The 25,288-nt window shown below is 53.8% G+C and carries 27 protein-coding genes and 1 pseudogene; 9 read left to right on the forward strand and 19 right to left on the reverse strand.

The annotated features are described in order from the left end of the window. Nucleotides 1-90: 90 nt before the first annotated feature. Nucleotides 91-1,089, reverse strand: a complete 999-nt coding sequence (gene bla, locus BLU05_RS01455; protein WP_091877279.1) for a class A beta-lactamase — start codon at nt 1,087-1,089, stop codon at nt 91-93. A 187-nt stretch (nt 1,090-1,276) separates the two neighbouring features. Between bla and BLU05_RS01460 the strand changes: the two genes are divergently transcribed. The 3 genes from BLU05_RS01460 to BLU05_RS01470 all read left to right on the forward strand — a co-directional run bounded on the left by BLU05_RS01460 (nt 1,277) and on the right by BLU05_RS01470 (nt 2,214). Continuing rightward, entirely contained in the window at nt 1,277-1,531 is a 255-nt protein-coding gene (locus tag BLU05_RS01460; RefSeq protein WP_139210369.1) for a hypothetical protein, read from the forward strand. A 100-nt stretch (nt 1,532-1,631) separates the two neighbouring features. Continuing rightward, a complete protein-coding gene (locus tag BLU05_RS01465; RefSeq protein ID WP_091877282.1) occupies nt 1,632-1,817 on the forward strand; it encodes a hypothetical protein in 186 nt (61 codons plus the stop codon). A gap of 64 nt (nt 1,818-1,881) precedes the next feature. Continuing rightward, nucleotides 1,882-2,214 carry a DHCW motif cupin fold protein gene (locus BLU05_RS01470; RefSeq protein ID WP_091877284.1) on the forward strand — a complete coding sequence of 111 codons (333 nt, stop codon included), beginning with the start codon at nt 1,882-1,884 and terminating at the stop codon, nt 2,212-2,214. A 22-nt stretch (nt 2,215-2,236) separates the two neighbouring features. On the opposite strand, the gene BLU05_RS01475 is transcribed toward BLU05_RS01470, so the two are convergent. Beyond that, nucleotides 2,237-2,485, reverse strand: coding sequence for a DUF2171 domain-containing protein (locus tag BLU05_RS01475; RefSeq protein WP_175540498.1), 249 nt, complete (start codon nt 2,483-2,485; stop codon nt 2,237-2,239). Nucleotides 2,486-2,672: 187 nt separating this feature from the next. On the opposite strand from BLU05_RS01475, the gene BLU05_RS01480 reads away from it, so the two are divergent. After that, nucleotides 2,673-4,157 carry an NAD(P)H-hydrate dehydratase gene (locus BLU05_RS01480; protein ID WP_091877287.1) on the forward strand — a complete coding sequence of 495 codons (1,485 nt, stop codon included), beginning with the start codon at nt 2,673-2,675 and terminating at the stop codon, nt 4,155-4,157. Nucleotide 4,158: 1 nt separating this feature from the next. On the opposite strand, the pseudogene BLU05_RS01485 reads toward BLU05_RS01480, so the two are convergent. Further along, nucleotides 4,159-5,412, reverse strand: a pseudogene (locus tag BLU05_RS01485) (MFS transporter). A 421-nt stretch (nt 5,413-5,833) separates the two neighbouring features. Between BLU05_RS01485 and BLU05_RS01490 the strand changes: the two are divergent. Further along, a complete protein-coding gene (locus BLU05_RS01490; RefSeq protein ID WP_091877289.1) occupies nt 5,834-7,078 on the forward strand; it encodes a GGDEF domain-containing protein in 1,245 nt (414 codons plus the stop codon). Here BLU05_RS01490 and BLU05_RS01495 read toward each other — a convergent pair. From BLU05_RS01495 to BLU05_RS01510, 4 genes are all read right to left on the reverse strand, one after another. Beyond that, nucleotides 7,075-8,043: a Csu type fimbrial protein gene (locus BLU05_RS01495; protein ID WP_244518099.1), complete on the reverse strand. Its 969-nt coding sequence runs from the start codon at nt 8,041-8,043 to the stop codon at nt 7,075-7,077. The two genes, BLU05_RS01490 and BLU05_RS01495, sit on opposite strands and share 4 nt — an antisense overlap. Beyond that, nucleotides 8,040-10,352, reverse strand: a complete 2,313-nt coding sequence (locus tag BLU05_RS01500) for a fimbria/pilus outer membrane usher protein (protein WP_244518101.1) — start codon at nt 10,350-10,352, stop codon at nt 8,040-8,042. The genes BLU05_RS01495 and BLU05_RS01500 overlap by 4 nt, the downstream gene beginning before the upstream one ends. Before the next feature lie 85 nt (nt 10,353-10,437). Beyond that, nucleotides 10,438-11,157, reverse strand: coding sequence for a fimbrial biogenesis chaperone (locus BLU05_RS01505; RefSeq protein WP_091877293.1), 720 nt, complete (start codon nt 11,155-11,157; stop codon nt 10,438-10,440). Nucleotides 11,158-11,181: 24 nt separating this feature from the next. Then, entirely contained in the window at nt 11,182-11,688 is a 507-nt protein-coding gene (locus tag BLU05_RS01510; protein WP_091877295.1) for a Csu type fimbrial protein, read from the reverse strand. Between the two features lie 653 nt (nt 11,689-12,341). On the opposite strand from BLU05_RS01510, the gene BLU05_RS01515 reads away from it, so the two are divergent. Continuing rightward, nucleotides 12,342-13,604 (forward strand): SAM-dependent methyltransferase, encoded by a 1,263-nt coding sequence (locus BLU05_RS01515; RefSeq protein ID WP_091877297.1) that lies wholly within the window; start codon nt 12,342-12,344, stop codon nt 13,602-13,604. After that, entirely contained in the window at nt 13,601-13,963 is a 363-nt protein-coding gene (locus BLU05_RS01520) for an MmcQ/YjbR family DNA-binding protein (RefSeq protein WP_244518103.1), read from the forward strand. Before BLU05_RS01515 ends, BLU05_RS01520 begins: the two co-directional genes overlap by 4 nt. Here the strand turns inward: BLU05_RS01520 and BLU05_RS01525 are convergent. Together BLU05_RS01525 and BLU05_RS01530 are read right to left on the reverse strand one after the other, a co-directional pair. After that, a complete protein-coding gene (locus BLU05_RS01525; protein ID WP_091877299.1) occupies nt 13,953-15,929 on the reverse strand; it encodes a bifunctional 2',3'-cyclic-nucleotide 2'-phosphodiesterase/3'-nucleotidase in 1,977 nt (658 codons plus the stop codon). The genes BLU05_RS01520 and BLU05_RS01525 overlap by 11 nt on opposite strands. Nucleotides 15,930-16,026: 97 nt before the next feature. Continuing rightward, a complete protein-coding gene (locus tag BLU05_RS01530; RefSeq protein WP_091877301.1) occupies nt 16,027-16,515 on the reverse strand; it encodes an Lrp/AsnC family transcriptional regulator in 489 nt (162 codons plus the stop codon). Nucleotides 16,516-16,670: 155 nt separating this feature from the next. Here BLU05_RS01530 and ald point away from each other — a divergent pair, with 155 nt between their 5' ends. After that, on the forward strand, nt 16,671-17,786 hold the full coding sequence (gene ald, locus BLU05_RS01535) for an alanine dehydrogenase (protein WP_091877302.1): 1,116 nt from the start codon (nt 16,671-16,673) through the stop codon (nt 17,784-17,786). Between the two features lie 53 nt (nt 17,787-17,839). Here ald and BLU05_RS01540 read toward each other — a convergent pair whose 3' ends face one another. Together BLU05_RS01540 and BLU05_RS01545 are read right to left on the reverse strand one after the other, a co-directional pair. Continuing rightward, nucleotides 17,840-18,331 carry a DUF1203 domain-containing protein gene (locus BLU05_RS01540; RefSeq protein WP_091878391.1) on the reverse strand — a complete coding sequence of 164 codons (492 nt, stop codon included), beginning with the start codon at nt 18,329-18,331 and terminating at the stop codon, nt 17,840-17,842. A gap of 76 nt (nt 18,332-18,407) precedes the next feature. Further along, nucleotides 18,408-19,256, reverse strand: a complete 849-nt coding sequence (locus BLU05_RS01545) for an SDR family NAD(P)-dependent oxidoreductase (RefSeq protein ID WP_091877304.1) — start codon at nt 19,254-19,256, stop codon at nt 18,408-18,410. A 151-nt stretch (nt 19,257-19,407) separates the two neighbouring features. Between BLU05_RS01545 and BLU05_RS01550 the strand changes: the two genes are divergently transcribed. Then, on the forward strand, nt 19,408-20,307 hold the full coding sequence (locus BLU05_RS01550; RefSeq protein ID WP_091877306.1) for an AraC family transcriptional regulator: 900 nt from the start codon (nt 19,408-19,410) through the stop codon (nt 20,305-20,307). A gap of 100 nt (nt 20,308-20,407) precedes the next feature. Here the strand turns inward: BLU05_RS01550 and BLU05_RS25835 are convergent, their stop codons facing one another. From BLU05_RS25835 to BLU05_RS01585, 8 genes are all read right to left on the reverse strand, one after another. Beyond that, entirely contained in the window at nt 20,408-20,851 is a 444-nt protein-coding gene (locus tag BLU05_RS25835; protein ID WP_139210371.1) for a hypothetical protein, read from the reverse strand. 62 nt (nt 20,852-20,913) lie between these two features. After that, a complete protein-coding gene (locus BLU05_RS01555) occupies nt 20,914-21,351 on the reverse strand; it encodes a hypothetical protein (protein WP_091877307.1) in 438 nt (145 codons plus the stop codon). A gap of 66 nt (nt 21,352-21,417) precedes the next feature. After that, the gene (locus BLU05_RS01560) at nt 21,418-21,855 is read right to left on the reverse strand and encodes a hypothetical protein (RefSeq protein WP_139210372.1); all 438 of its coding nucleotides are present in this window, start codon (nt 21,853-21,855) and stop codon (nt 21,418-21,420) included. Between the two features lie 19 nt (nt 21,856-21,874). After that, nucleotides 21,875-22,315, reverse strand: coding sequence for a hypothetical protein (locus BLU05_RS01565; protein WP_091877311.1), 441 nt, complete (start codon nt 22,313-22,315; stop codon nt 21,875-21,877). Nucleotides 22,316-22,468: 153 nt separating this feature from the next. Beyond that, entirely contained in the window at nt 22,469-22,951 is a 483-nt protein-coding gene (locus BLU05_RS01570) for an OmpA family protein (protein ID WP_227988133.1), read from the reverse strand. A gap of 192 nt (nt 22,952-23,143) precedes the next feature. Then, nucleotides 23,144-23,680, reverse strand: coding sequence for a GNAT family N-acetyltransferase (locus BLU05_RS01575; RefSeq protein ID WP_091877314.1), 537 nt, complete (start codon nt 23,678-23,680; stop codon nt 23,144-23,146). Beyond that, nucleotides 23,680-24,534 carry a 3-mercaptopyruvate sulfurtransferase gene (gene sseA / locus BLU05_RS01580; RefSeq protein WP_091878393.1) on the reverse strand — a complete coding sequence of 285 codons (855 nt, stop codon included), beginning with the start codon at nt 24,532-24,534 and terminating at the stop codon, nt 23,680-23,682. The genes BLU05_RS01575 and sseA overlap by 1 nt, the downstream gene beginning before the upstream one ends. Nucleotides 24,535-24,536: 2 nt before the next feature. After that, entirely contained in the window at nt 24,537-25,283 is a 747-nt protein-coding gene (locus BLU05_RS01585) for an alanyl-tRNA editing protein (RefSeq protein WP_091877316.1), read from the reverse strand. Nucleotides 25,284-25,288 lie beyond the last annotated feature (5 nt).

The raw sequence follows: 25,288 nt of genomic DNA on the forward strand, positions 1-25,288 counted from the left end.
CGCGCCAGTATATGCCCCCGCGCCCTCACCTCGTCCAATCCCTGCAACATTCCTTCGCGGGCGAATACGGATAGTCGCTGCCAACTCCCGTCAGCGATAGGCTTCGGTTACGGCTTGGGCTGCGCTCGCAATGATCATTGCACGCAGGGTCGGCGTTTCGCGGGAATCCGCCACAAAAACGCTGATTGCAACTTTGCCACCATCGGGTGCGGTCAAGATACCCACATCGTTTGTCGCCACGTTGACACCCTTCCAGGTGGGGCTGGTTCCTGTCTTGTGCGCAACGCTCCAGTCCTTGCCAACGCCAGCACGCAGCCTGTCCGGAAATGTCGACGTCTCGTTCATGATGGCAAGCAGCCGATTGGTTGAACCTGTAGAGATGAGCTTGCCATTCATGAGCGCGGCGAGAAATTCTGTCATCGCGCGCGGCGTAGCCGTATCGCGCGGATCTTTCTGATAAGCGTCAAAGGCAGTATCGCGCTCCACCTCCGGTACAGCCTTGATTGCCCGTTGCAGCACCTTCGCATCCACATATTCCCGCTTCCATTGCAGCCCGACAATATCCGTTTGCAGATGCCGTTCGTCGCGATCAATCCGAATACCACTGATCGCTTTGCCTGCGAGAAACGAATTGATCGTCCCGGTTCCGCCCAACCGGTCAATCAGTATATCCACGGCAGCCGAATCGCTGTCCACAATGGCGCGGCGCACAAGATCAGCGGCGTTGGTCCGAAAGAAACCGTTCCGTTCGACAATCTTCGCGAGAGGCTGCTTCATAAGGCTGAGATTTTCAGATCTGATGATAATCGGGTCTTCGATATTCACAGCGCCATGATCGGCAGCATCGAGCGTTGCTGCACCCGCAATCAGCTTCACAACACTCTGCAACGAAAATCGCTCGTCCCCCCGCACGCAGACGGACGTTCCTGCTTGGTCCAGCGCGCAGATACCAATGCGCGCATCCTTGCCCGTAGCCAATTTTTCGAGACGTTGTTGAAGCGCTGCAGGGTCTGCGATTCCTCCTGCATAACTCACATGGGATATACCCAAAGCAGACACAGCGGCAATCGCAAGTGCAAATGGCTTCATGGCTCGGCATGCCTTTCCGGTCAGTTCAATTCCCGATCTTTTATAAAACCAAGATTACGGCAGCCTTACTGGCATCTGATCTTCGGAAGGCAGTTGCAAGGATCGCGCTTGCTCCAGACCCGGTACAGCGCGTAATCTTTGACCTGATGGCTTGGGGAAAAGCATGCGGGCAACGCTCGGATAGATATTGGTGATTTTAGGCGCCTGCCTCGTCGCAGCAGCCATGTGGATATGGGTGGGCCACGACTATCTGTTGATCGATCCATTCTGGATCAGTTGGGCCATCTTCACGTTTTTCAGGCCAGCAAGCATCCCCCAGACATTCTATGACGTGCTCGTCGGCGTGACCGCTTCACTTGGAATTGCCGCATACAGCCAGGGAAAATACCTGCTTCGCCCGAAACAACCGGCAATGGGTGAGACTGGTCCCGAACAGCCATAGCCGAACCTTATATTTTCTTGAGATTCAGCGAAGATACCCGGAATCGAATCCTTACATCGCATGGAATATGCTTGGTTGAAGAATAACAACGGTTCCGACCATGCACGCCCTTACGCTTTTACTGGCTGTTATAGCGGCTGTCCTGCTCGCCTTTCAGGCAAATCCGCGCCGCGAGCACAGTTCAACAAATACCAGCGGCACGCGCTACAACGACGCTGACATTGCAGTGTTTGTGTTTGCATTCGCTCTGGTGATGGTCATTACGATGATGGTCTGGTCGCGCTAACCTCTTGATGCCTACATGGCATTCTGTCACGCTGTGCCAGAACGGTTATCCCCAAAGGTCATCAATGAAACTCCCAAAGCTGCCATTCACCGTGACGGACTGGAACAAAGTGCCGGTCACAGAACATTCGGGTGAACAGGGAAAAGCACTCTGGCGCAGCTTCACGACTGATGATTTGCGAGTACGAATTGTCGAATACACGCCGGGATATCTGGCCGATCACTGGTGTGACCGGGGACATGTTCTCTATGTTCTTGAAGGCGAGCTTGATACCGAACTGCGCGATGGCCGCACGTTCAAGCTGACAACTGGGATGAGCTATCAGGTTTCAGATTATGGTGATGAAGCACACCGGTCTTCAACGAAAACAGGTGTGAAACTCTTCATCGTTGATTAGATCACGAGCCGTAACCAACCCGCTATTTGTCTGATGCTTCTTCCTCGAACATCACGGCTACATCGGCATTGGCCGACAGCCGGACCTTGTTGCCCTCGACCTCTGCGACAAGCGACGTCGAAATATAGTGATGATGGCCCTTGTGCGAGCCCTCGCCGCTATCTTTCTTGGTTAGCTTGATACGGGCACCTTCCACGTGATCCACCGTACCAACATGGACACCATCGGCGCCGATGACTTCCATATGTTCTTTGATCTGTGTTGCAGGCATGATTTTTCTCCAAAAAGGTTACGAAGCAGAACGCGCAAGACGCGCTTTGGATGCATTGCCCCGGCGAAATTGTTTACAGCACCAGATGGGTTATTCGAATGGACGGCAATAGATGCTTGTATCCCGCTTGATCGCCTCCTACCATTCCTGACAACGGGCATAGTGTCAGGAAAGCATTGATTCAAAAATGGCTGACGAGATTCTCACACCAGCACAGATGGGCGAAGCCGACCGGCTAACCATCGCCGCCGGACCGATTGACGGATATGGATTGATGTTGCGGGCGGGCTATGCGGTTGCCCGCCACATCCTCACCAATTATGGCAGCGCGACCGCCTTTCACATTCTTTGCGGCCCCGGCAATAATGGCGGTGATGGCTATGTTGTTGCCAGCCTTCTTAACGAGAGCGGCGTCAAGGTGCATCTATGGAGCGATGACAAGCCGAAAGCTGGTTCCGATGCAGCCTTTGCCCGGCGCGATTGCAGTGTCAAAGCCGCGCCTCTTGCCGGCTTCAAGCCAGAACCCGGCAGCGTCGTCATTGACGCCTTGTTCGGTGCCGGTTTGAACAAGCCTCTTACAGGAAAAGCAGCCGTTGTAATCGAACGCAGCAACGAAGCCAGTGTCACCCGCATTGCCATCGATGTGCCATCCGGCCTTGATGGCACAACCGGCGTGCCGCTTGGTCCAGTGCTGAAGGCCGATTGCACCATTACCTTCTTTCGCAAGAAACCGGCACATCTGCTCTATCCCGGACGAAGTTTATGCGGCGAAGTCGTGGTTGCAGATATCGGCATCCATGAAGACGTGCTTTCCACAATCCATCCGCTGTGTTTTGAGAACCTGCCACAACATTGGCGACTGCCCGCTCCCGGCGTGGACACGCATAAGTACAAACGCGGCCATGTCGCCGTGTTTTCAGGCGGGGCGACATCGACAGGAGCGGCGCGACTTTCGGCATTGGCGGCCGCGCGCAGCGGTGCAGGTGCGGTCACCCTGCTTTCCCCGGCGGAATCTCTGGCTGTCAACGCCGCACATCTGACCTCAATCATGCTCAACCGCTGTGAAACCGACCACGAACTTCGGTCATTCCTGGACAGGCGCAAACCTTCCGCAATGGTGCTGGGTCCCGGTTTTGGTATAGGCGCGCGTACCCGCTCAATTGCGCTCGCCTTGCTCAAGGAACAGCTGCATCTGGTTTTCGATGCCGACGCGATCACCTCGTTTCAGGACCACCGCGACGAGTTGTTCAATGCCACACGCCGTGCATCCGAGGTCCGGCTGGTGCTGACGCCGCATGAGGGCGAGTTCACGCGGCTGTTCCCCGATATTGACGAAGACAATACGCCTTCGAAGGGAGAGCGCGCCCGTGCCGCAGCCCGGCAGGCCAATGCGATTATCATCTATAAAGGGCCTGACACAGTCATTGCTTCGCCCGATGGCCGCGCTGCGATCAACAGCAATGGTACCCCGCTTTTAGCCACTGCGGGCTCCGGCGACGTTCTATCGGGCATCACCGCTGGTCTGATGGCGCAGGGAATGGCACCCTTTGAAGCCGCCTGCGCAGCGGTGCACATCCATGCGCAGGCGGCGCTTGATCTTGGTTTTGGCCTGATAGCCGAAGATCTGCCCATTGCCGCAGCGAAGGTGATCGCACGGCTACATCATCGCTGAGTCACGCAAGCGCGGGAACAGCTCGCGCTCCAGCAACGATTTTCTGCCGCCAGCCTAAAAACAACCCCAGCGCTATAATGGCGACGCCGCCATGAACGTAATAGGCCAGACTATAACCACCACGCTGGACCAGCCAACCGGCGACAACATTACTGAACGAGGCACCAATACCCTGCACTGTCATCACGGCTGCAAGGCCCACATTGAACCGTCCGCTGCCCGAGAGCAGCCGTTCAGCGGCAACGGGGGTGACGATGCCAAGAAATCCAGCACCAAGGCCATCCAATATCTGGACAGGATAAACTGACTAGAAGTCTGCGACAGAGCCCGCAATCGCGCCACGCACCGGCAAGGCAATCAGTGCAATAAAAAACACGAAGGATAATCCGAAACGCCGGATCAGAAACGGAGCAATGGCGGCGGCGGCAATCATGGTGAGCTGTGATATGCCGGTAATCAGTGCAGTTGTGCGGAACGGTGTGCCAAGTTCGATGGAAAAGGCCTGAGCGATCAGGCGGCTCATCGGTGCATTGCCAAAATGGAAAACCATAAGGATAAGAGCGAGCAGGATCAGTCCCGGCGTCTCGATCAATACGGAATAACCAGATGGCCCCGGCTTGCCATCATCCTTTGCCAGCCCACGCGCCACCTTGTGGTCAATTTCAGCCGGATCAATCATCAGGGTTGCCGCAATGGCACCCGCGGCAGTGACAATCATCATGCCGATGATGCCGTACTGCCCCCACAAAACTGTCGTAATGTATACACCAACCAGTGAGGCGACATTACCCGCATGATTCCAGAATTCGTTGCCCGATACCTGATCGGAGAATTTTGCCTCGCCAACCAGACCGAGCGTGAGACCCATCAGGGCGGGCCCCACCACAGCGCCAACAATCGCCGTCATTGCCTGCCCGCCAACCACCACAGAAACGTTCGGCACATTAAGGGTTAGAAGTGCGGCAATCGTAACCAGCAATACAGGAATGACAATCAGCGCCCGTTTATACGGCGTGCCGTCGACCAATGCCCCGAATAGCGGCGTTGCGACCATTCCAAGAATACCGCCGCCTGTCGCAATGATTCCCAATGACATCGATGTCCAACCATGGGTAGCCAGATAGGCATCAAGAAAAGGTCCAAGCCCATCCCTGGCATCGGCGAGAAAGAAATTAAGTGCAGCAAGTGCAATGAGTGACGGAGTTAACCGATCGCCAAAACGCTCAGATGTTTGCACGCAGTTGTCTCCGAACAAGAGAAAGATGTGTTATCAACGGACAAAAATGGTTCAGGAGCCGCATTGTTCCCGTTCTGTTATGCCTGTTGGGATATTCGCCTCCCAACTTTTTAAAATTACCCGTTTGAATTAACTCTGTCTTTACCTTGATCGGGCACTTTCAATTCAAGCGCGATTTGTACTGCGTACGCGCTTCCTTAATTTTGTGAGCGTCATTATTCTGTCGTAATATCAGGGTATTCATTCTCACGTAGCGAACAGCTTGTTTCCATTTTTGACCACGGATGTACTGGCACTGGTGTTGAGGCAAGTTTAGGAAGGTCGGGTAGCTCCCGGCCTTTTGCTTTTTTAGCCCATCTCCTTTTCGCTACCAAGATCAATACTTTATGTTAGCATTCCTGCTGATACTGATTGCCTTGGCTGAGGGGCACTATCGGCAATGATTGCACTCAATATCCTGTTGCTTATGATCGAGGCGCTTGTCTATTTCGCCGTGATGACAGCTCTGCTGCATTGGCGAAAGCGCTACGGCCTCGGGGTTTTTCTGTGCGCCCTCGGTGTGATGCACTTCCTTGAGACCTATCTCGCCGCTTTTTTCTACATTCAGCTGCCGTTTGGCATCATCTCCCCCGGCTCTACTGTCCTGTTCAGTGGCAAGCTGATGATGATCCTTCTCCTTTATATCAAGGAGGATGCACTCACGGTCCGCCAGCCTATCTATGGCCTTCTTATCGGCAATTTCCTGCTGATCGGGCTCCTTTTCATCGCACGCAATCACGAAACGGTTCAGCTGGTGACCAGCCGTCAGCCTGATCTCGATTTTGTCGATGAAATGGGCATGCTGATGGTTCTGGGTACTGCTCTCCTCTTTATCGACGCCATCGCCATTATCCTGTTTTACGAAAAGCTCGGCCGCTTCTTTGCGCGACATCAGGCAATACGTATTTTCATCGTTTCGGCTGTCATCCTGAGCTTCGACCAGATCGGCTTCTTCGTGGCACTGCACTATGTCGCCGGTACGCCCGTGTCCGCGCTATGGGGCGGCTGGGTGGCAAAGCTTGGTGCGGCGCTGGTCTATAGCCTGATGGTGACGGCCTATCTGCGCTGGTTCAAGGATGAGCCGCAAAATGAACGGCGGGCGAGCCTGCGCGGTGTATTCGAAACCCTGACTTACCGGGAAAAATACGAACGGCTTCTGGAAGAAACCGGACGTGACAGCCTGACCGGTGCGCGCGACCGGCGCAGCCTGACGAGTGAAGGTCCACGCCTTTTTGCCGAAGCGCGCAAGGAAGGATCAACATTCAGCCTGATCGCCATTGATCTCGACGATTTCAAAAGCATCAATGATACCTATGGCCACCAGACCGGCGACATGGTGTTGCAGCAAACGGCGCGCAAGATGCTGGCCAATACCCGCAAGACCGATCATTTCTATCGCTATGGCGGTGAGGAATTCATCGGAATCTGTCAGGGACTTTCAAGTCAGGGATCATCCGCCCTCGCCGAGCGACTACGCACGGCAGTCGAGGCGTCACCTTATCAGAACGTGAAAAACGTCACGATCAGCATCGGCGTGGCTAATTTTCCGGGAGATGGCGAGAATTTCGATCAGCTCTTTGCCAAGGCTGATGAGCGGCTCTACCGCGCCAAGCGCACAGGCAAGAACAAGGTCATAACGCTTTAGTAGGTTACCGTGACAATGATTGTGTCATCGTAATTACCCGGCGCCGGTGTTGTCTGCGGTGGAACACGCCCATAGACAATGATGGGTTGTGATGTGCCAGTGCCAGTGCCCGCCACAGTATTTGTTCCTATCGTATTTCCCCAAGGCAACGTGCGGTTCGTGTCCCGGTAGAGGCCATAGGTGACGACACCGCCAGTCCCGGTCATTTTACGCGCCGTCGGGCTCGTTCCGGTCCCACCGAGACTGAGCGAAACCGTATATGGCACGGTCGGTGTGCAGGTTACGTTCACCTGACCGGTCTGATCAATATTGGCATTGAGCAGCCCCCTGTTACCGAAATCAATATTCTGCGCCGTGACGAGGCAATCATTGGCGAGCGTGATCTGTGCGGTGAACGCGGGCGGCGAACCCGTCAACCCCGAGGCGGCCGTACAGCCTGCACCATCATCATAACGGAAATGAAATGTGGCATTGGCACCCGTAAATGTCGAGATATAGGTCCCGGCAGGCGCGGCTTGCTGGCTGGCAAGAATTTGGCCGTAAAGAGTGATCGTGGTCGAGCCACTACCGAGCAACGGACCCAAGATTGTCGTAAATTCCACCAAAAATCCGGGGGCGCGACCGGCGTAAGGCCATGTTGCCGAACCCCACACGATGGAGCGCGCGGCATCCTGAAACAGCTGATAATTCAGCACATTGGCACCACTCAACATCTTGCGCGCGCTGGCGGTTGCTCCGCCGCTGCCTTCGTTCAAATCAGGGCAAACCAGCACTTTGCGGCCAAGACCGAGCAGACCGGAGCAATCCGCTTTCACCGTCGTCATGCTGTTGATGACATTGCCCGGAATCGTACTCCCGGAGAACACTATACCAGGAACTGTAAAGGTGCAGGATTGCGCCCAGACAACAGCGGGCAGCAGCAGGACGCCGACGAAAAAGACAAACCGGAGCAGCCAGTTCCTCATGAGCACACCACATTGCTGATTTTGACCTGCGTGCCCGGCTGGGCGCGATAGGTGAACTGCGCTTTGCAACTGCGACCATCCAGACGCTCGATGATGATTATATTCTGGGCACGCAGTTTCTCGATGAAGGCTTCACCGTCATAGCCGACGACAAATTCGTCCGTTGAACCGTCAATATGTCCGCGCAAACCAGCCTCCAGCGGTTTGCCGGCCCCATCCACCAGGCTGACAATGGCCGAGGCAGACGTCTGGCTCACATGGAAATCGACGACGACGCCGCTGCGGTCAGCCGGCACAACGATATTGCGTGTTGATCCTATGCTTGCGTCAACGGGAAGATTTTTTGGATCGATGGCCACTGTGTTTGGCTCATATGAATTCAGGTCAGGCACAAGAATCTTGCCGCTCCGGTTGGTTCTGCCAACCGGGCGATTTTCCGAGAGAACCTCAACATCAGGCGCGCCGACATCCACGACCGCAAAGGCATCATTGATGCGGTTTGTGGCGAATACACCACCGGCGGCCACCGCAAGCGCGCCATCAATCTGCGCGCTCGCGCGGGTATTCCCGTCAAACTGCTCGACATCACCCTGTACGCGCGCATAGCGCCCGCGATAACTCGCCGAGGCCAGCCGGTCTGGATTGTCACCTTCACGGGTGCGTAGACGCCAGCCATAACTGCCCTCTTCCAGGCGCTCGGACTTGGCGATATCGACGACGCCGGAGGCACCGCTTGCCGTCTGTTCGTAGCCGGTTGTTACGGTGATGTTGTTGTCAAACGGAATGGTGAGGCCAGCAAAAACACCAAAGCTGTCGCTATTTTCGAGATCGGTGAAAGCAGTTGCATAGAACGAACTGTTCTTGAACACCGTCTGACTGAAGGAAGCACCGATGATACGGTTCTTCTCTCCGTTTGCCGCTTCAATCTGCGTAAAAGACAAATTGAGATTAGAGCGTTCAAATGGCCCCGGCGCGGACACGGTCACCTGTGCCAACGAGCGCGGCACGCGTGGACTGAAGATGGCAACCCCCGCTGGATCAAAGACCGAAAGCCGGCTTGTATCGGCGGAAACCGACGCAACGTCATCATAATTGCCGAATGCCTGCTGCATGCGGGCAAAGACAGTATAATTGCGATAGCTGAGCTCCACCGAGCCATTGACGAGAAAACCTGTATCGCCGTCATGACTGCTTCCCGCCACCGCCAGAGAACTGACACCATAGCCGCCAATCGGAAACGCAACGCCGACACCGCCATTGAGCAGATCAACACCGCCCTCAAAATGTCCTTCCAGCGTCAGCAAATCACTGACACCATAGCGGACAGTGGCGATCCCCATCGCGTCACCGGCATAGTCGCTTGATTCAGTACCGAAATCACGCCGGGGAAACCCAACCTCACCGGAGAAGTCCAGAAGACCTTTGCGCAGCAAAAGACTGGATGAGTAAAAAGGCAGCGTGGTTTTGGTTTCGCGGCCAAGCGTATCACGCAGCACCACTTGCGCCTGTCCCGATCCGGTGAACACCGGGAAATTGGTCACCTGAAACGGGCCAGAGGGTACCGTGCCGCTATAGGTCTTGACGTTCTGTGTATAGACTTCAAGCGTCGACGGTACGGCGGCAGAGCCAGAGATAACGGGTATCGGAATGGTGACCAGATCAGAGCGCAGGTGAAAATTGCGCTGCACCTGCAGGCCGCCAAGATAAACGGGGCGGGTCCACTGCAAACCACCGGAAATGAAATCACCAGCCCGATAGGTAATCAGCCTCTCCGTGTCCGAATAGGTATACGTTGTATTGAGGCGCTTGAACCCCTGCAAATCCGTATCGCTGGCGCTTGATGTGAAAGACTGAGTGAGTGTGCCGAAGGGACTGAAGAACCGGGCATCAAAACCGCCGGATATTCCCTGAAACGGCTTGGCATTGCCCGAGAACAGGTTGTCACTGCTGGCAAAGAGCGAGTAATTCAGTACCGCACCGTAACTTGATTGCGGTTTTGGATGGTCGTCATCCGGCTTTGGATTGATATCGATCTGTTTGGCTGCCCGTGCCTCGTCATTGGTGGTCACGTAAAGGCGCTGGTTTTCCATATCCACGCGGTATTGGACGTCAGGCAGGCGATCAACCCGGATCGAGCCATCCTTGTCCCGGGCGCTTGACACCGGCTTCAGTCCAACTTCCTTCAATTCCTCAGCACGTGCTGACAGCCCGCCATCCGCCAGCTGCCGAAAAGCGCCTGCCAATCCGGTCGGTTCATCATTGATGAAGACCTCTAAATAGAGGTCCTGTGCGATGCCGGGCTGCGGCACGGTCTGCTCCGCTTCTACAGCATTGGTATCTTGAGCCCGTCCAGAGGTAAGAATGCACGGGCTTATGCAGAGTGCCACAACAAGACTAGCGGCCGCTGACCGCAACGCTGACATCAAGCGGTCCAGAATCGCTCTGCGCCTTCAGGGCAATGGAACCGGCAGACACCGCTTTACCGCCACCCACTGGCCATTGCATTGAAGCGCCACCAAGGACGTAGCCGACCAATCCCTTTCGTGTACCGATTTCACGCCCGCCCTGCATCAACTGCACATCGGAAAGGCGCAGCCGTGAGTCGCCATCGTTGCGCGCAGCAAGCACAAGCCCGCCGCCAGAGCGTTTGATCGTCCAGGCTACCTTCGGTGCCGACGCATCAGCGTCCTTGAAGAACACTGGAATGGAATAACGCATGACCAGCGTGACGGTGCCGCCCTTGCGACGCGACGGATCAGGCAATTCGTCAACGATCACCCGGTAGCTTTCCTCACCCGCCACCGGCTTTTTGCTGACCCTGATTACCCGTACCAGATAATCCTTATTGCCAGTCAGAACGGTTGATGGAGGACTTGCCACCACATCACTTGTTGGTTCGAGTTGCTCGACACCATTGACCTGAGTCCAGCGGAAAACACGCACCTGCACGTTAATTGGTCGCTTCGCCTGATTTGTCAGCGTCAGTACAGCAGCGCTTCCCGGTGCAGTCAGATCAAGGCTGGTGGGTGCTACACGCAGTGAAGCCGCATTGGCTGTGCTGCAAAACAGCATAAAGAGCCCCATCGCTCCGATGCGTTTAAGCATGGATCGCATCTCGTTCTCCTTTTTGTCTAAGCTTTAGTAGGTAACGGTCACCGTTATCGTATCGTTATAGGTGCCGATTGCCGGGGTGGTCTGAGCCGGAACAAGCCCATAAACCGTGAGTGGTTGTGCAGCACCATTGCCTGTACCGCCCACCGTGTCGGTACCCACCGTATTTCCCCAGACAGTTGCATGGGTTACTTCCGTATACAGCGAGTAATTAATGGTTGCAGAAGCCGGGCCAGTCATTTTGCGAACCGCTACCGTTGCACCCGCTCCGGTTCCGGCATTCAATCCAACATTATAAGGCGTTGCATTGGTGCACTGGACCGACAGTGCGCTTGTGGACGGAACATCCGCTGCAATAACGCCTGTATTGGGAAAGGTCATGTCAGTCGCACTGACCAGAATACAGGACGACTGGATGGTGATGTGAACACCAAAGCTACCGGTCGCCGTGGCGGCAAGCGCCGGACTGGAAAAGCCAAAGATAGCTGCCAATCCCACTGCGGCGAATCTACGTGTTGAATATCCGAAACTCATTCATCCTCCTCAAGGTATACGTGCCAGCGGCAACTACCTCTGATTCATTACAAATGACCCAGTAGTTATTCTGTATACAATACTTATGCCTTATATCTTTAAAATAACTTATCGAACAGTCAAAAATCTTATGTAATTGAAACGATGTCGTGTCGCTATGTGTTTGTTTGTACAAATAACGTCACCTACACACTCGTTATCATCATAAATATTGATATTCTAAAATTTTACGCACTCTTTGAATTATTTGGATATTTTCGTATATCTTGATTTATTCTACTATCAAAAAAATTCTATTGTTCTTTAAGTTGATCAAATGTTCGCATAATCATTCGTCAAAGCAACGGCAATATCATCAACGTTTTATAATTCACTATTGTATATCGGCAACTAATCCACGTGTTTATTCGCACATGGCGTAAAATCGAATCAAAAGTATTATTGAATTTACTTTTGTTGCTCTTGGAAGAACCATAAAGATTACAGCCTCCCCCCTCGCGAGCCGTGGCCATCCGCCTGTCCTCTTATTGTCATCGGAACAGAGCGTTGTTTCGCCAGCTAATCCAAGCGTCACGCAGCAACCCGATGAATTGCTCTTGAACATTTGCTTTTTGACGGCGAAGATTGCTTCATAAGCATGGAAGAAAACGCACATGGCACAGCAACGAAAAACCAACACATCCGACGCTCTGGGGCAGCTTAAATGGCTTACGCCCGAGAATGTTGGCGCTGCGTTGAAAGGCCTGCCACTAAAGGTTCAGGCGGCACTGCGCGCTGCAGCACATTTGCCACGCGGAACGCTGACGATCACCACGCCGGACCAGCGGATATTCAAGGTTGGGGGTAAGGCTTCGGGCCCGGATGCAGCATTGGTGCTGCACAACTGGAACCTGCCGCGCCGTGCATTTTCATCCGGCACCATTGGCGTTGCGGAATCCTATATGGATGGTGACTGGGAAAGCCCCGATGTGACAACCTTTCTGGAACTCTTTGTGGTGAACAACCAGATCGGTGAAAGCATTGCGGGCGGAACAAACTGGTTCGTCAACACCGTGCAGAGATTGCGTCACTGGCTGAACGAAAACACCCGCAGCCGTTCGCGCAAGAATATCTCGGCGCACTATGATCTGGGCAATGCGTTCTACCGCGAGTGGCTCGATCCAACCATGACCTATTCCTCGGCGCTTTTTGCCGAGGGCGCCAATGACCTTGAAACCGCGCAGACAACAAAATACCGCGCCCTCGCCCGCAATATCGGTATCACCAGAGATAGTAAGGTGCTCGAAATTGGCTGCGGCTGGGGTGGTTTTGCCGAATTTGTGGCGCGTGAAATCGGTGCCCGCGTCACCGGGCTGACCATCAGCCGCGAACAGTTCGATTTTGCCACGGAAAGAATGCGCAAGGCTGGCCTGTCGGACAAGGTCGAAATCAAGTTTCAGGACTATCGCGACGAAACAGGCAAGTATGACCATATTGCCTCCATCGAAATGTTCGAGGCCGTTGGCGAAAAATACTGGCCGGTGTTTTTTGGCAAGGTAAAGGAATGCCTTGCTCCCGGCGGAAGCGCCGGCATGCAGATCATCACCATCAACGAGAACTCGTTTGAGCGTTACCGTAAGCGCCCGGATTTCATCCAGCGTTATGTATTTCCGGGCGGCATGCTGCCAACTCCGGAAAAGTTGAAAAGTCTTGGCAGAGATTTTGGCCTTGATCTCTATCGTGAAAGCATTTTTCCGCAGGACTACGCCCGTACCCTTGCCGAATGGCGCGAACGTTTCTGGGGCTCGTGGGACAAGCTGAAACATTTGGGCTTTGACAGCAGATTCAAAAAGCTCTGGGAATTTTACCTGTATTATTGCGAAGCCGGGTTCAGGTCGGAATATATCGACGTGCGCCAGGTATTTTACAGATCATGACCGAAGTGTCGCTCAATACGGTTTTCGTGCGGATATGGGACTTGGCGGAAGCCCTGTATCTGCCGGAACTGAACCAAAGCACGACGCACGGTACGCCATCGCTGAAACTCAAGAGCGCATTCCTCGGACGTCTCAAGGATGCCGATACGTTTGCAATCCATTGTCCGCTGGAGGAAAAGCCGCTTCTGATGGAAAGTGCCCCCGATATCTATTTCGAGACGGATCACTTCAAAGGCTGGCCCTATATATTGATCCATCTCGATACCATCACGGATGCAGAGCTTTCACACCGCATCAAGCTTGCATGGCTGGCAAAAGCGCCAGCCAAATTGAAGAAACTCATTGAGCCTAAAGCGTAATGCGATAACGGGCAAAACCGTTTTCGCCGTCTCCCGCTTCCTCGATCTTCAATGTTTTCACATCAGCGATGAAATTCTTGCCCTTTGGGCCGGTATCAAACAGCACGGACGCACCTTTCACCGGCGCGAACTTCCAGTTGTCATCCGCCGACGGGTTGATTGTCTTCTGGTCGATAATGTAGCGCACAATGACGTCGCGGTTGGTATCAGGCGCAACGAATATAACCTTGCTCTCGTTAATCCCCGGGAAATTGCCACCGCCTCCTGCCCGGTAATTGTTTGTCACAACAACAAATTTCTGTGCAGGATCAATCGGTTTGCCATTAAAGGTCAAGTTGACAATACGATTGCTGTCGGCGTGAGTGAGTTCCCCCTTCGAACCATATTTCGCTGGCTGCGACAGATCGATTTCATAGGAAACGCCGTCGATCACATCAAAATTATAGGACGGGAAACTGGTATCAATCAGCGGTTGGTCGGCTTTGCCTGCTTCCACAGTCTTAAAAATACCCGCTGACATTTCCAGCCACTCTTTCACATCCGTCCCGGTGATGGCCACAGCCCGCACCGTATTGGGATAGAGGTAGAGATCAGAAACATTCTTGATGGCGATGTCACCTGCCGGAACGTCCGTATAGTAATCAGCACCGCCGCGACCACCCGCCTTGAAAGGCGCGGCAGCGGAAAGGACAGGCAAATCTTTCCATTGCGTGTCCTTGAGCATGTCCTTGATGTACCAGGTCTGTGCATTGGACACGATCTGCACCGATGGATCATCGGCAACCAGTGAGAAATAGGAGTAGAGCGGCGCCGACGTCTTGCCTACCGGGCGGCGGACATAGGCAAGCGTCGCCTCGTGATCGGCCTTGGCTGCTTCCAGCACATCGGCACGGCTTTCGACCAGCGGCTTTACTGTCTTTTCGACACGCTCATAGATCGGCCGTGCCTCGGTCGTGAAATCAACGACCTTCCACTTGCCACCATCACGCTCAAGCAGAAGGTCTATCAGCCCCATATGCGAGCCCCAGAAACCAGCCATGACGGCTGGCTTGCCCTGCAATGTGCCCTTCTTGACATCGACACCTTCAATACCGGCAAAATCCTTTGGATCAGGGAAAACCAGATGCTGATGCCCCGTGACAACGGCATCAATGCCCTCAACGCCTGCCACATAGAGCGAGGCGTTTTCCATGCCGTCACTCTGTCCCGCGGCAATGCCGGAGTGCGACAGCGCGACAATAATGTCAGCGCCCTCTTGTTTCATTTTCGGCACCCACGCCTTGGCCGCCTCAACGATATCACGGGTAACAACCTTGCCTTTGAGATTTTGCGCATCCCAAAGCGTGATCTGCGGCGGGACGAAACCGATAAAGCCAACTTTAACAGGTAGTTTCTGTCCGGCACCGTCAGCAATCTCATATTGCTTGATCAGATAGGGCTTCATGTAAAGCGGATCATCGGTTGGTTTTGCCGCCAGTTCGCCCTTGACCAGATTGGCGCAGACATAAGGGTAGCCAGCACCGGCCAGAACCTTGTCCATATAGTCGAGGCCATAATTAAATTCATGATTGCCAAGCGTCCCAACCTCATAGCCGATGGTATTCATGGCCTTGATGATCGGATGAACATTGCCATCCTTCGTGCCCTTCTCATAGGCGATGTAATCGCCCATGGGATTGCCCTGCAGAAAGTCTCCATTGTCGACGACAACCGAATTGGTTGATTCAGCACGAATCTTGGCAATGATTGATGCCGTGCGCGCAAGACCCATCGTGTCATTCGCCTTGTCGGCGTAATAATCATAAGGGTAGACATTCACATGCAGGTCAGTCGTTGCCACGATGCGCAGATGCGCCTGCGAAGCAGCAGCCAGCGCTGAAAATGGATGCAGGATTGCCGCCGCACCGGCTGCGGCCGTGCTTGCAAGAAATGAACGGCGGGTGAGAGCAGATAAGAGTTCTTGCATGACGGGGCTCCTGCTTGAATGGAATATAAGCGGCTTTGTTAGCCGCCATAGATCACCGAATTATGATGAGTTTGTCACGGCCTATCGCAGTCAGCAATCAGCTACCGGCAATTTCGATGAGCGCGGTTTCAACACCAAGGCCGGTACGATCCGCCACCTCACGCAAAGCGAAGGAGGAGTTGATCTTCGTCACATGCGGCATGGCGGAAAGCCAGAACTTGTGAATGCGCTCGTAATCTTCCAGATCCTTGGCAGCGATGCGCAGGAGATAATCATATTCCCCGGACATCAGATAGCAGACGAGCACGTTGGGACAACGACGCACCGCAGTCTCGAACTCACGTAATTGTTTGTCCGCCTGCCCCGACAGGGATATATTGACGATTACCGTAACGGGATGGCCAAGCATCTTATTGGAGAGGCGCGCATGATATCCCCTGATAACGCCCGTCTTCTCCAGAATATCCAGTCGGCGTGAACAGGCGGATTGTGAAAGCCCGACCTTTTCCGCCAACGTCGCATTCGACATACGGCCATCTTTTTGCAGGCTATCGAGGATAGCGATATCAATCCTGTCTAGTGTCATTGTTCGATCTTTCTTCGACAAATAGCTATTTTGACGCAAGAATATTCGAAAAAATCCTTTCCGTCGATATTGCTTAGCAAGGACATGCGAAGCGATTCATGGTGTCATACGCACCTCAAACGGGAACTTTGAAGAACACTCAAGAGGAGGCGTAAATGCGTGTAGGCTGCCCGAAAGAAATCAAAAACCATGAATATCGCGTCGGTCTCACTCCGGGGGCCGTACGCGAATATGTTGCACATGGCCACACGGTCATTATCCAGTCCGGAGCTGGAGCTGGAATAGGCGCCGATGACGGAGCCTATCAGGCGGCTGGCGCAAAGATCGTCAAGACTGCCGAAGAAGTCTTTCTGCAATCGGATATGATTGTGAAAGTGAAGGAGCCGCAGCCGTCCGAATGGGCGCAACTGCGCGAAGGTCAGCTCCTCTATACCTATCTCCACCTCGCCCCCGACCCGGAACAGACCAAAGGCTTGCTCGCATCAGGCGTGACGGCCATCGCCTATGAGACGGTCACCGATGATCGTGGTGGACTGCCACTGCTTGCACCAATGTCAGAAGTTGCTGGACGCCTTGCCATTCAGGCCGGTGCAACGGCACTTCAGAAGGCCAATGGCGGACGCGGCGTATTGCTCGGTGGCGTCCCCGGCGTTCTGCCCGGCAAAGTCACGATCATTGGCGGCGGCGTTGTCGGCATCAATGCGGCGCAGATGGCCGCTGGCCTTGGCGCAGATGTGACCATTCTCGATCGTTCGATCCCTCGCCTGCGTCAGCTCGATGATCTGTTCCATGGCCGAATCCACACACGGTACTCGACTATTGAAGCCCTTGATGAGGAAGTATTCTCCGCCGATATCGTCGTGGGTGCCGTACTGATCCCCGGGGCAGCAGCGCCGAAGCTCGTGACCCGCGAAATGCTTTCGGGCATGAAAAAGGGTGCTGTGATTGTTGACGTGGCCATCGATCAGGGGGGTTGCTTTGAAACATCCCACGCCACAACCCATTCCGAGCCGACTTACGAAGTCGACGGTGTGATCCATTATTGCGTTGCCAATATGCCCGGTGCCGTGCCTGTCACCTCTGCCCATGCACTGAACAATGCCACCTTGCAGTATGGCCTGCAGCTGGCAGATCGCGGCGTCAAGGCTCTGGTCGACAACCCGCATTTGCGCAACGGCCTCAATGTTCACAAAGGCCGCATCACCAATCAGGCCGTCGCTGAAGCACTCGGTCTGGAAATGGTGGAAGCCAAGGCAGTTCTCGCCGCCTGACATGCCATTTAGTAAAAGAAAAGCCCGGGCCATACCCGGGCTTTTGTTCTGTTTCAGATAGCAAAACTAAATTCATGCAGATCGATCCTGCACTGGAAACAATTATTCCTGGCCGAACGCATATGCACATAAGCCACCTCGTCACGTCTCAGAAGTTCCGCTGCCCGCACTGCAATATTGTCGGTCGCAATCACGCCGCCTGTGCCATAGACAATCCGGTCCTGACGGGAATAACCGCGCAGGATGTAGTCACTGTTCTCGCGAAACATCTCGGGCATGTCTGATATTTCATCATAGCGCCCGCATTCTTCCGCATGCAGGAAAATCGGACCAGTTTCCGCGTAGGGTTGCGGTGCCGGGAACGGCCGGTGCGAAAGAACAAGATATTTATCACCAGCTTTCACATTCTGCAGGCAGTGACGGCAAGGTACGCCGTCACCATCTGAGGTATGTGTTTCCGGCGTCTGGCCGTTGGCGTCGACACCACCGGCCTGATAGTGGCGGGCGAGTGTTGTTGTCATTGCAGTAAACTGGATCGTGCTCATGGGAATCTCCTTCGTTACATCGAAGAAAACACCCAAACACAGGAGCAAACCACCCGATTCCTGCTGATCTCGATAATCACCAGCTACCGTCAGGACCATCGGTGTTCAGCGACAACTGGCGCCAGAGCTCAAGCTCGGCCTGCATCGTGGCAAGCTTGGTTGCAGCGTTGTTGACAGCCATGGCACCCGCAGCAAATCGCATTGGCGGCTTAGCTTCTTTGGACAGGAGCACCATCGCATCGGCAAGTTTCTCAGGATCGCCAGGCTGCGAACCATTGCGGGCTTCAAAACTGGCGCGCATGCTTTCCCGCCTGACGTCATAATCAGCGATCGCATTCTCATCCCCGATGCGTAGCGAATCTCCAGTGAGGAAATCCGTGCGAAAAGGTCCTGGCTCGACAATTGTCACGAAAATCCCGAAGGGTGCGATCTCCAGAGCAAGCGATTCCGAAAAGCCCTCAAGCGCAAATTTGCTTGCACTGTAGAGCGAACCAAATTCGCCGCCGCGAAGCCCGGCAATCGAGGAGATGTTGAAGATGCGGCCTTTGCGGGCAACGCGCATGACCGGCAGTACTGCCCAGGTGACATTGAATACCCCATGCACATTTGTCGCGAACTGTGTGTTGACCGTTTCCGCCGTGTTTTCTTCGAAGAAGCCGAGCTGACCATAACCGGCATTGTTCACCAGCACGTCGATTGTACCAAAACGCGATACTGCCGCCTGCACGGCACTTTGTGCCTGATCTGCATTGGTGACATCCAGTTCAATCGCCAATAATTGCTCACTATCCGGTCCGAGCGCTTCCGTTACAGCGCTTTTCTTGCGACCTGTGGCAACCACGCGATCTCCGGCCCGGATCGCCGCCTTTGCGATCTCAACGCCCAGTCCACGCGAAGCACCTGTAATAAACCATGTTTTCTGCATTTTGGGTCTCCATGAATTGAACCTTATGGAACCATGCCAAACCGGAAAACGGATAGATCAAAGCGCGCGCATTCTTGCACAATCCTATCAACCCTGCGCGTATTGTGCGCTTCGTTCTTGCGCTCTTGCATTCATCTTGATTGAGTAGGCTATGGAACAGCTTGCCGAAATTCGATCCCTCATTGCGCGCCATATCGGAACTGACGGTCAGGCCACACTGCTTCCGGGAGTCAGACTACTGTGTTCAACCGTTCCGACAGAGCCGATCAACGGCTTTTACGAGCCTGCCTTCGGGCTCGTCGCTCAAGGCGCGAAACGGACATTGGTCGGCAACAGGCTGTTTGAATATGGTGCCGGTCAATATCTTATCGTCTCCCTCGACCTCCCGATTGCTGGCCACGTCATTGAGGCAAGCGCCGAGCAGCCCTATCTTGCATTCCGGTTAAGTCTCAACCCGTCGGTGATCGCATCACTTTTATTGGAGGCAACAACTGGCCATCAGAAAAACGGCGAGGCTATCGGGTTAGCAGTCAGTGTCGCTCCAACCGAGTTGCTTGACGCAGTCACGCGGCTTTTACGATTGCTTGATAAGCCAGATGACCTCGCAGTCCTGTGGCCCATGCTGGAGAGGGAAATACATTGGCGTCTTCTCAATGGTGAACAGGCAAGTTCGGTGCGCCAGATCGGCCTCGCGGACAGCCGTCTTTCGCAGATCAACCGCGCCATCCGCTGGATTCGTGCCCATTATGCGGAGATTTTCCGGATTGAAGATTTAGCGGATGTAGCAGGAATGAGCGTCTCCGCCTTTCACCGCCATTTCAAAGCAATCACAGCGATGAGCCCATTGCAGTATCAAAAGCAAATTCGATTGCAGCAGGCGCGCGCATGGCTGATAGCGGAATCCCGTGACGTTGCCTCTGTCGGCTTTGCGGTGGGCTACGACAGTCCATCGCAATTCAGTCGCGAATATCGGCGGCTCTTCGGCGTTCCACCCGGCAAAGATGTTACGCGGATAAGATCAATTCCTATCCCAGAACCGGCACTCGCCTAAGGGTACGATTCTGACATGCATGCCCCTTTTTTAGGGGAAACTCAGACACATGCCAGAACCAGAGACGGCGGCGGCGCAGCCACCTCTCATGTCCCCAAAGCTATTTCGTTACAGTAATGTTAAACGAATAATACTCGTAATATTGGTCATAACCCGCAAAATTGCTGGAAAGCGTTACCGTGTCGGTGCCGACGAAGCCCGGTGCAGGCGTATATGTTGCAGCCACAGCGATAATACGCCGGGAATGACATTTATTGGGCGTTGGTCCCGGTCCCTTCGGCATGAGCCCTGAAACATTGCTGAAACGAACAGTTCCATGAGACGGTGCCGATGAAACCTTTACCTTGGGCGCGCGGCTTATCGAGCAGTCAGGGTTCTGTCCAACAACATTCGTTAAACCCACTGATTTTCCAGCTGATGTTTTAACTGATCGAATACTTGAACCCTCCGTGACCTTTCCCGGGACAGTTGGCGTCGAACATCCGGAAACCACTAGACCTGATGATATCAACACCAAACCCGCAAACGCTTTACCAACTTTCATGTTGTCATTCCTCAATGATTGAAGCCCAGTCCGTATTGGCGACGGAGAACGTCGCGATCAATCTAATTCGTAACGTTGATAGTGAAGTTCACATATGAATAGAAATCACTGCCCGCGGTCTTGGACGAGATCGTCACGGAGTCCTTGCCAACAAAACCTGATGTTGACGTGTAGCTCACATAAATCTTGGAAACGTTCTGCGAATTGCATTTGTGCCGGCGTTCACCTTCCCTGAATGAAGGGCGGGAACTGCCACGGGAGAAATCAATCGTTCCGTGCGAGGGTCCAGAAACGGCCTTCAATTCAGGAGGAACACGACTGGAACAATCGTCATTCACTTTGTAAAAGCCTGAAAGTTGGGTTTTCACGCCCGATTTTACCGAAGCGGTCTCAGAGCCAGAGCCAGTTTTTGTCGCAGTTGGATCAGCAGTTTGACATGCGGACATCAATAGGCCCGATGACACCAATACAAGGCCAGTCAATACTGTCGTAAATTTCATATCGTATCCCCCGATAAGTGATATGTCTCGCTAGTACAGCGACCAAAATTCGCTGCAGCTTTATTGTCATTTTGTAACGTTGATTTCGAATTTGACGTATGAATAGAAATCACTGCCGGTGGTCTTGGACGAAACAGTAACGACATCCTTACCCACAAAACCCGCTGCCGACGTATATTCCACGAAGATCTTCGAAATGTTGTGTGAATTGCATTTGTATCTACGTTCGCCCTGCGCAAATTTGGGGCGGCCACTTCCACGGGAAAAGTCAATTGTTCCGTGTGAAGGCCCAGATACCACTTTCAGTTGGGGAGGTATCTGGCTCGAACAGTCGTCATTCACTCCAGCAAAGCTTAAAAGCGTGGCTTTCTCCCCAGATTTGGCCGTCGCCTTTTCAGTACTTGATCCAACTTTTGCTACAGTCGGATCAGCAGTTTGACATGCGGACATCAATAGGCCCGATGACACCAATACAAGGCCAGTCAATACTGTCGTAAATTTCATTTTTATCCCCAAGATCATTCTAATTCGTTACGGTGATGCGGAAGCTGTAATAGTCAAAAGACCGGTTATCTCCCATGATCGTGCTCGAAATATCGATCGTGTCCGTACCGACGAAACCCGGCGCAGGCGTGTACACAGGTGCGACCGCGGAAGCACGGCGCGAATTGCATTTATGCAATGCGTGACCAGCGCCAAATGCCGGGAAAATGGACGAGCGCGTGATCTTCACTGTGCCATGCTGAGGACCGGAAACCACCTTAAGCGTCGGATGCCACGTCGTTGAGCAGTCGGGGTTAATTTTATAAACATTGGTCAACAGGACTTGCTGCCCCGCTTTGGTCGAAACCGCATAAACGGTAGACCCTGTTCTCGTAATGGATTGATCTGATGTTTGACACGCGGAAACCAACAGGCCCGATGATACCAACACCAAGCCAATCAATGCTGTGTTCAACTTCATATGTTACCCCCCGATAAGTAATACACCCTATGTAAATGGATATTTATCGGACCGCCAGAAGACAAACAGCAAATAAAAAGGTTTTTCTACGGAAAGAATACAATATGGAAGCGGCGGGCGGCATGGGCTGCGCCGCTTCCCTCACCAAACAGATCAGCGGATGAAATCGGTGACCCGGCGGATCGTAACGCGCCGGTTGCGCCAGTCTTCATACTCAGTCTGAACAAGCAAATATTCCTCGCCATAACCAACTGTCTCGAGCGCACGCGGTGGAACACCGAAATAACGCACGAGATCGCGCTTGAGCGATTCAGCTCGCTGCTCGGAAAGAATCTGATTTGACTCGTACGATCCTACCGCATCCGTATGCCCCTCGATCAGGAAAACCTCGTTGCGGCGCCGCCGTCTCAGAACGCGGTTCAGCCCATCCGCAATACGCTCTACCTTGTCCTGCTCCGAACGAGGAATAGCCGCTGAACCAAAGGCAAAGTTGATCGACTGTATATCAATCGACGGTGCATAACGGCGCAGTTCGGGACGGCGCTTGAATTCACGCACAGTCACACGGCGTTCGTCAGGCAAACGCATGCGCGGAGCGGCTTCAAGGCGCCGCTCTATCTCATCAGCACTGGGCATCTGACGCGATTGCGCAAAAGCAGGTGCAGCAACGGTTGCTGCAGCGAGACCAAACAACAGGCCGCGACGATTGATCATAGACGTTCTCTCCTTCCAGACAGGCAGTTTCCACTGCATTGATTGTTGAAGAAGAAATAGCGCAGCAAAAATGAAGCGGGCATGAACGCCCCACTCCACAACCGAAGATTGTAGTTACAACCAAGCCTCTATTTCCGCATCAGCAAATCCAACAGGATTGAACCCCATCCGCTGATACATTTGCAGGGCGCGCGGACTGTCGAGCGTATTGGTTTCGATAATCACCTTTTCCGGGCTGCTCATCCACGCGGCAGAAATGGCTTCGTTCAGGAAAAATTTGGCAAGTCCCCGCCCCTGAAACTCCGGCACAAGCCCAAAATAAAGGATTTCCGCGACACCCGGTTCCTCATTGAGCACCAGTTCGAAGAACCCGGCTGGCGAGCCATCCACATACAATACATGAATGGCAACGCAATCCCGGTGAATGATCGCGGCCAAGGCTTCGTCGCTAAGGTTCCTGTGCACGAACCAATGATGCGGTTTGCCGACCTGCTCATAGAGAAACCGGTAAAATGGCAGGGAAATATTCGTTGCCGACATGATCGCCAGTTTGAAGCTGGCTGGAGTTGCAACGGAATAAACAGGCCGGTTGGTCATCTCAAGCAGCGTTACACGCGTCTTTAAAATCTTTGGCTTGTTTGCCTCGGCCATTATTCTGCTTCGCCTGTCGCAACAGGCGTTTCCTTGTACGCGCCCCACTCGCTCCACGATCCGTCATAGAGGATATTATCCTTGTGGCCGAGAGATTCGAGCGCAAGGGTAATTACGGCAGCAGTGATGCCCGAACCACAACTCGTGACGATGGGTTGGGACAGGTCAATACCGGCATCGTCAAACATCTGACGCAAACCCGGCAAATCCTTCAGATAGCCTTTGTCGGCCAATGTCGAAGACGGCACATTGCGCGCGCCGGGCATATGACCGGAACGAAGGCCCTCGCGTGGTTCCGGGTCCTTGCCGACAAAGCGTCCTGCCGCCCGCGCATCGGCGACCTGACGCGATCCACTGTCGACGATCTCTCGCATATCGGCGAAGCTTGCCACCTTGTCCGCCTGAAACTTTGGTACAAAGGCCGACGGCGCAATCTTGGTTACCTCATCGGTCACCGGCCTGCCGTCATTCTTCCAATTGTCGAAACCGCCATCCAGCACAAACACATTCTTTGCGCCCATGGTGCGCAACATCCACCAGACACGCGGCGATGTGTTCATGCCGGGGCCGTCATAGACAACAATCGTATCATCATTCGTGATGCCCATGCTGCTGACTGCCGCGGCGAAAGTTTCAGGCTTGGGCAATGTATGCGGCAAAGACGAATTCGGATCGGATAGTTTTTCGTGATCGAAAAACACGGCCCCCGGAATATGAGCGGCCTTGTATTCACCTTCGGCATCACGATTGAGAAAGGGAAAATACCAGGAGGCATCGAGAATGCTTAAGCCCGGTTGACCCAGCCGTTCCTGCAACCAGTCGGGGGAAACCACAAACGCGCTCTTGTCTGCCACGGTCATTCTCCTTCCGGCAAGGCGCCGAAGCGGATACGCAACCGCCGGTTTTCCTTGCCCTTCTTTTCTATTTTTCCAATGTGGATCGCACCAACTTCGCCTGTTGTAGCCGTATGGGTTCCGCCGCACGGCTGCGAATCGATGGAAGCATCCTTACCGATACAGACAAGACGGATACGGCCTGTCCCACTGGGCGGACGCACATTCTTTGACTTGATAAGACCGGGATTGGCCGCAAGTTCTTCGTCCGTAATCCAGCGCGTGAAAATCGGATGGTTGGCTTTGACCAGTTCCATCAGCTTTTCGGTCACGCTTTCCTTGGTCACACCAGCATCCGGCCAATCAAAGTCAACGCGGCTGTCATCTTCGGCAACCGAAGCGCCAGTGATTGGAAACGGGCAGACAACACTCAGCAAATGACAGGCCGCATGCATACGCATCAGCTTGTAGCGCCGGTCCCAGTCAATGCGCAGGGTCAGCTTTTCGCCGATAGCAGGCACCTGTTGATCGGGTGCGGGCACATGGATAATTTCTTCCTTGGTCTCACCCGTAACGGTCGCAGCGATGACAATTATGCTGCCATCATCGCGGACAAAAACACCGGTATCGCCGGGCTGACCGCCTGATGTCGCATAAAAAATCGTCCGGTCGGTGAGAATACCACCACGCTCGTTGATCGCAAGAACCGTGGCTTCCGTCTCTTTCAGATAGGAATCGTCGCGGAAAAGAATTGTCGTGTCATATGCCATTAAAG

Source organism: Phyllobacterium sp. OV277, from assembly GCF_900104355.1.
GTDB lineage: Bacteria > Pseudomonadota > Alphaproteobacteria > Rhizobiales > Rhizobiaceae > Phyllobacterium.

Excerpts from the sequence above, each read along its gene's own strand:
- bla (WP_091877279.1), bottom strand. The coding sequence starts at position 1,089 with ATGAAGCCATTTGCACTTGCGATTGCCGCTGTGTCTGCTTTGGGTATA.
- BLU05_RS01465 (WP_091877282.1), top strand. The coding sequence starts at position 1,632 with ATGCACGCCCTTACGCTTTTACTGGCTGTTATAGCGGCTGTCCTGCTC.
- BLU05_RS01470 (WP_091877284.1), top strand. The coding sequence starts at position 1,882 with ATGAAACTCCCAAAGCTGCCATTCACCGTGACGGACTGGAACAAAGTG.
- BLU05_RS01475 (WP_175540498.1), bottom strand. The coding sequence starts at position 2,485 with ATGCCTGCAACACAGATCAAAGAACATATGGAAGTCATCGGCGCCGAT.
- BLU05_RS01480 (WP_091877287.1), top strand. The coding sequence starts at position 2,673 with ATGGCTGACGAGATTCTCACACCAGCACAGATGGGCGAAGCCGACCGG.
- BLU05_RS01490 (WP_091877289.1), top strand. The coding sequence starts at position 5,834 with ATGATTGCACTCAATATCCTGTTGCTTATGATCGAGGCGCTTGTCTAT.
- BLU05_RS01495 (WP_244518099.1), bottom strand. The coding sequence starts at position 8,043 with ATGAGGAACTGGCTGCTCCGGTTTGTCTTTTTCGTCGGCGTCCTGCTG.
- BLU05_RS01505 (WP_091877293.1), bottom strand. The coding sequence starts at position 11,157 with ATGCGATCCATGCTTAAACGCATCGGAGCGATGGGGCTCTTTATGCTG.
- BLU05_RS01510 (WP_091877295.1), bottom strand. The coding sequence starts at position 11,688 with ATGAGTTTCGGATATTCAACACGTAGATTCGCCGCAGTGGGATTGGCA.
- BLU05_RS01515 (WP_091877297.1), top strand. The coding sequence starts at position 12,342 with ATGGCACAGCAACGAAAAACCAACACATCCGACGCTCTGGGGCAGCTT.
- BLU05_RS01520 (WP_244518103.1), top strand. The coding sequence starts at position 13,601 with ATGACCGAAGTGTCGCTCAATACGGTTTTCGTGCGGATATGGGACTTG.
- BLU05_RS01525 (WP_091877299.1), bottom strand. The coding sequence starts at position 15,929 with ATGCAAGAACTCTTATCTGCTCTCACCCGCCGTTCATTTCTTGCAAGC.
- BLU05_RS01530 (WP_091877301.1), bottom strand. The coding sequence starts at position 16,515 with ATGACACTAGACAGGATTGATATCGCTATCCTCGATAGCCTGCAAAAA.
- ald (WP_091877302.1), top strand. The coding sequence starts at position 16,671 with ATGCGTGTAGGCTGCCCGAAAGAAATCAAAAACCATGAATATCGCGTC.
- BLU05_RS01540 (WP_091878391.1), bottom strand. The coding sequence starts at position 18,331 with ATGAGCACGATCCAGTTTACTGCAATGACAACAACACTCGCCCGCCAC.
- BLU05_RS01545 (WP_091877304.1), bottom strand. The coding sequence starts at position 19,256 with ATGCAGAAAACATGGTTTATTACAGGTGCTTCGCGTGGACTGGGCGTT.
- BLU05_RS01550 (WP_091877306.1), top strand. The coding sequence starts at position 19,408 with ATGGAACAGCTTGCCGAAATTCGATCCCTCATTGCGCGCCATATCGGA.
- BLU05_RS25835 (WP_139210371.1), bottom strand. The coding sequence starts at position 20,851 with ATGAAAGTTGGTAAAGCGTTTGCGGGTTTGGTGTTGATATCATCAGGT.
- BLU05_RS01555 (WP_091877307.1), bottom strand. The coding sequence starts at position 21,351 with ATGAAATTTACGACAGTATTGACTGGCCTTGTATTGGTGTCATCGGGC.
- BLU05_RS01560 (WP_139210372.1), bottom strand. The coding sequence starts at position 21,855 with ATGAAATTTACGACAGTATTGACTGGCCTTGTATTGGTGTCATCGGGC.
- BLU05_RS01565 (WP_091877311.1), bottom strand. The coding sequence starts at position 22,315 with ATGAAGTTGAACACAGCATTGATTGGCTTGGTGTTGGTATCATCGGGC.
- BLU05_RS01570 (WP_227988133.1), bottom strand. The coding sequence starts at position 22,951 with ATGCCCAGTGCTGATGAGATAGAGCGGCGCCTTGAAGCCGCTCCGCGC.
- BLU05_RS01575 (WP_091877314.1), bottom strand. The coding sequence starts at position 23,680 with ATGGCCGAGGCAAACAAGCCAAAGATTTTAAAGACGCGTGTAACGCTG.
- BLU05_RS01585 (WP_091877316.1), bottom strand. The coding sequence starts at position 25,283 with ATGGCATATGACACGACAATTCTTTTCCGCGACGATTCCTATCTGAAA.